We start from the raw sequence: 4,710 nt of genomic DNA on the forward strand, positions 1-4,710 counted from the left end.
GCTCGCGCTGCTCGCCCTGGTCGCCGCGCTGGCCGCCACCGTCACCACCGGCGGCACCCTCGGCCGGCCCGGCCCGCTGTACGCCTGGTACCCGCTGGACGCGGCGCTGTTCGCGCTCGCCGTGCTGCTGCTGCGCCGGGTGCCGGCCCGGCCGGCGGCCGCCCTGGTGCTGGCCGGGGCCGTCGCCGTCGCGGCCACCGGGCTGCTCGCCCCGCCCCGCACCAGCGACGACGCCTACCGCTACCGCTGGGACGGCCGGGTACAGGCGGCCGGCCTCTCCCCGTACCGCTACGCGCCCGACGACCCGGCGCTCGAGGGCCTGCGGACGCGCTCCCCGGACCTCTTCCCGCCGCACGGCCCGTGCACCGGCTGGGACGAGCGGCGCACCGCCGCCGGCGAGTGCACCCACCTCAACCGCCCGGCCGTCCACACCATCTATCCGCCGGTGGCCGAGGCCTGGTTCCTCGCCTTGGAGGGCGCGGGCGGCGGCATCCGGACCGCCCAGCTCGGCGGGGCGCTGCTCGCCGTCGCCACCACCGGCCTGCTGCTGACCCGGCGCCGGCCGGTGCGCGCCGCGCTGTGGGGCTGGTTCCCCGGGGTCGCGCTGTGGGCCGTCAACGACGCCCACGTGGACGCCCTCGGTGCGCTGCTGCTGGTGGCCGCCCTGCTGGCGGCGGCCAGGGGGCGGCAAGCGGCGGGCGGGGCGCTGTTCGGCGCCGCCGTCGCCGTCAAGCTGGTCCCGGCGGTCGCCCTGCCCGGCGCGCTGTCCGGGACACTGGCCCGCCGACCGCGCCCGCGCGACCTGCTGCTGCCCGCGACGGCCCTGCTCACGGTGGCCGCGAGCTACCTGCCGTACCTGCTGCTCTCCGGCGGCGGCGTGCTCGGCTACCTCCCCGGCTACCTGCGCGAGGAGGGCTACGACCGCACCGAGGTGGACCGCTTCGGGCTGCTGCGGCTGGTCCTGCCGTCGGCGCTCGCCCCGTACGCGGCGGCGCTGGTGCTGCTCGCCGTCGCGCTGTACGTGCTGCGCCGGGGTGACCCGCACCGGCCGTGGGGCGGCGCGCTGCTGGTGACCGGCACCGCGCTGCTGCTGGCCGCGCCCAACTACCCCTGGTACGCACTGCTGGTGGTGGCGCTGGTGGCACTCGACGGGCGCTGGGAGTGGCTGGCCGTCCCGGCCGCGGGCGCCGCGCTCTACCTGGGCGGCGGCGACCTCCAGCAGCCCGCCTACGGCGCGGCGCTGCTCGCGGTGCTGGCGGGGGCCGCCGTGCGGCGGAGAAGGCGGGTGAACGGCCGGGCCGACGCAACGCCGGCCCGCGCCACCGGGGTTGCCGCCTGACAGTCGATCACCGAAGCGCGTGGACCGGTCCGGCCGTCGACCGACCGTCACCTCGCGGCACCGGCCCCGACCGCCCACCGGGCGGCCGGGGCCGTGGTGCGTCCCGGCCGCGGTGCCCTCCCGTCGAACGGTGGTGCACGAAGGACGAAAGGTGGGCCGCGCCGCGGTCCGGGGTGGTCCGGGTGCGGTCGCGAGGGCCCGTGGGGGAGGTCCATTCAGGGCGCCAATGTTGCTCTGGACATGCTGAGTTACGGTCCGTCAGGGCTGCTGGGAGCAGTCTTGACGCCCCTGATGGTCTATGCCACTCTCTCCGCAGGTCTGGACCAATCTAAGCTGGCGTGAATCGCCGGAGCACCACCATTCGGCTGTGGCCACCATCCGTCGGCGGATCGGATCGGCGGACACGGCGGCCCAGGACAGCCCCGGACGGCGTGCGGCCCACGCCCGGGCACCCGCCGCCGTACCCCGCATCGCGACCCCGACCGCCGGGACGGTCACCGCTCACGCTCCCCGCAGCACCCACCACTCGAAGTGAGCAGCGATGCCTGAACAGAACGCGGCCCGCCCGTCCGTCCCGGCCGGCGCGGCCCAGCACGGGGTCTGGCTGACCGAGCGCCTCGGCCTGGCCGGCCGGAACTACCACATGCCGCTCGGCGCCGCCTTCGAACGGATCGACCCGGCCGCCCTCGCACTCGCCTGGGAGGACGTCCTCGACCGCCACCCCGTGCTGTGCTGCGCACTGGCCGAACGGGACGGCGTGCTGCACCTGGTGCCGACCGGGCCGCGCCCCTCGCTGCTGGTGGCCGACGCGCGGGCCGACAGCGTCGCCGAGTTCGCCAAGCGGCTCGAGGAGGAGGCCGCCCGCCCGTTCCGGCTGGAGACCGGCCCGCCGGTGCGCGCCACCCTGTACCGCCGCCCCGACGGCCGGGCCCACCTGCTCACCGTCGCCCACCACGCCATCTTCGACGGCATGTCCAAGGACCTGCTGCTCGCGGACCTGGCCGCCGCCTACAACGCCCGCCGCCTGGGCCGCACCCCCGCCATGACCGTCGAGCAGCCCGCGCCGGTGGCGCAACCGCCCGCAGAGCTGGTCGCGCAGGCGGCGCAGTGGTACGCCGGGCGGTGGACCGACCGCGCCGAGGTCGCGCTGCCCGGAGCCGGCCGCCCGGCCACCGCCCCGGGCGGCCCCGCCGAGAGCGTCGACCGGCTGCTCGGCCCGGTCGAGCACCGCGCCCTGCACACCGCCGCCCAGGCGGCCGGGGTCAGCGTCTTCGAACTGCTGCTGGCCGCCGCGCACGCCCTGCTGCTGCGCTACGGCAACGAGGACGCCTCGATCGCCGTCCCGCTGTCCACCCGCGGCCCCGGCCGGCACGACGCCGTCGGCCTGTACGTCAACGAACTCCCGCTGCCCGTCCCGGCCGTGGACCAGGACACCACCGGGCTGGCCGGCTTCGCCCGGGCCGTCCGGGCCCGGCTGCGGGAGATCTACCCCTTCCGCGCGGTGCCGTTCGGCGCGGCCGTCCGCGGCCTCACTCCGCGGGTCGGCCTGACCCCCGTCACCCTGAGCTACCGGCGGCGCGGCGTCGACCCGCTGTTCGAGGGGGCCGGGGCCGTCGTCGACTGGGCGGTGTCCAACCACAGCGCCCGCACCACCCTCAACCTCCAGGTGGTGGACGGCCCCGACCGGGCACAGATCTCGCTCCAGTACGACCCGGCCGTGGTCCCGCCGGACGCCGCCCGCCGGATCGCCGGGCACTACGCCACTCTGCTGGACGCCGCCGTCGCCGACCCGGACCGGCCGCTGGCCGAACTCCCGCTGCTCGGCGACGCCGAACTGCACGCCGTCACCGACGGCTGGAACGCCACCGCCGCAGACACCCCGGCCACTCCCGGCCTCACCGTGCTCGACCTGATCGACCGCCGCGCCGCCCTCACCCCCGACGCGGTCGCCGTCACCGCCGCCGACGAGACGCTCGACCACCGCACCCTCGCCGCCCGCTCCACCGCCCTCGCCGCCACCCTGCGGGCCCGCGGGATCGGCCCCGGCAGCCTGGTCGCCGTCCACCTCGAGCGCACCGCCCGGCTCCCGGTCGCGCTGCTCGCCGTCCTGCGCACCGGCGCCGCCTACCTGCCGCTCGACCCGGCGCACCCGGCCGCCCGGCTGGCGTTCCTGCTCGCCGACTCCGGCGCCGACCTGCTGCTCACCGACCGCCGCCCGCCGGCCGAACTCCTCGACGTGGCACCGGTGCTGCTCGTACCGGACACCGACCCCGCCACCCCGCTGGCGGCGCCGCCCACCGGCCGCCCCGGCCCCGGCGACACCGCGTACGTGCTCTACACCTCCGGCTCCACCGGGCGCCCCAAGGGCGTCGCGGTCGGCCACCGGGCGCTCGCCAACCTGCTCGGCTCCTTCGCCGAGCGGCTCGGCTCCGGGCCCGGCCACGTCTGGCTCGGCCTGACCTCGCTCTCCTTCGACATCGCCGCGATGGAACTGTTCCTGCCGCTCGCCACCGGCGGCCGACTGGTGCTCGCCCCCGACGGCCTGGCCGTCGACGGGCCCGGACTGCTGCGCCTGATCGCCGCCGAGGGCGTCACCCACGCCCAGGCCACCCCCTCCGGCTGGCGGGTGCTGCTGGCCGCCGGGCCCGGCCGCACCGGCCTGACGGCGCTGGCCGGCGGCGAGGCACTGCCGCTGCCGCTGGCCCGCGAACTGCGGGCCGCGGTGGCCCGGCTGTTCAACGTCTACGGGCCGACCGAGACCACCATCTGGTCGACCTGCGCCGAGATCCCCGCCGAACCGCAGCGGATCGGCATCGGCCGCCCGATCGCCAACACCCGCGCCTACGTCGTGGACGGCCGGCTGCGGCCGGTCCCGGTCGGACTGCCCGGCGAACTGCTGCTCGGCGGCGACGGACTCGCCCTCGGCTACCTGGGCAGGCCCGCACTCACCGCCGACCGTTTCGTGCCCGACCCGTTCGGCCCGCCCGGCTCCCGGCTCTACCGCACCGGCGACCTCGCCGCCTGGGACGGCGAAGGCGCACTCGACTACCTCGGCCGGCTCGACCAGCAGGTGAAGATCCGCGGCCACCGGATCGAACCCGGCGAGATCGAGTCCGCGCTGCTGGAGCACCCGCAGGTGGCCGAGGCCGCCGTCACCGTCCACCACGGCCCGGACGGTGAACCGCGGCTCGCCGCCCACCTGGTCGGCGCCGCCGACCCCGCGGCCCTGCGCGAACACCTGCTGCGGATGCTGCCCGCCGCCATGGTGCCCCGGCACTTCACCACCCTCGACCGGCTGCCGCTGACCCCCAACGGCAAGCTCGACCGCCGGGCACTGCCCGAGCCCCCCGCCGAGGCGGTGGCGCCCGCGC

The 4,710-nt window shown here is 77.5% G+C and carries 3 protein-coding genes; all 3 read left to right on the forward strand.

Annotation, left to right across the window (positions count from 1 at the left end; all coding sequences use genetic code 11):
• Positions 1-1,339 (forward strand): hypothetical protein (locus AA75_RS21025; RefSeq protein ID WP_063794408.1); only part of this gene is annotated, 1,339 nt, incomplete at its 5' end.
• A gap of 367 nt (positions 1,340-1,706) precedes the next feature.
• A complete protein-coding gene (locus AA75_RS49580) occupies positions 1,707-1,874 on the forward strand; it encodes a hypothetical protein (protein WP_158515542.1) in 168 nt (55 codons plus the stop codon).
• A 6-nt stretch (positions 1,875-1,880) separates the two neighbouring features.
• Positions 1,881-4,710, forward strand: a 2,830-nt coding sequence (locus tag AA75_RS21030; protein ID WP_033821700.1) for an amino acid adenylation domain-containing protein, incomplete at its 3' end; no start/stop codon positions are given.

Source organism: Kitasatospora sp. MBT63 (assembly GCF_000710465.2).
Classification (GTDB): domain Bacteria; phylum Actinomycetota; class Actinomycetes; order Streptomycetales; family Streptomycetaceae; genus Kitasatospora.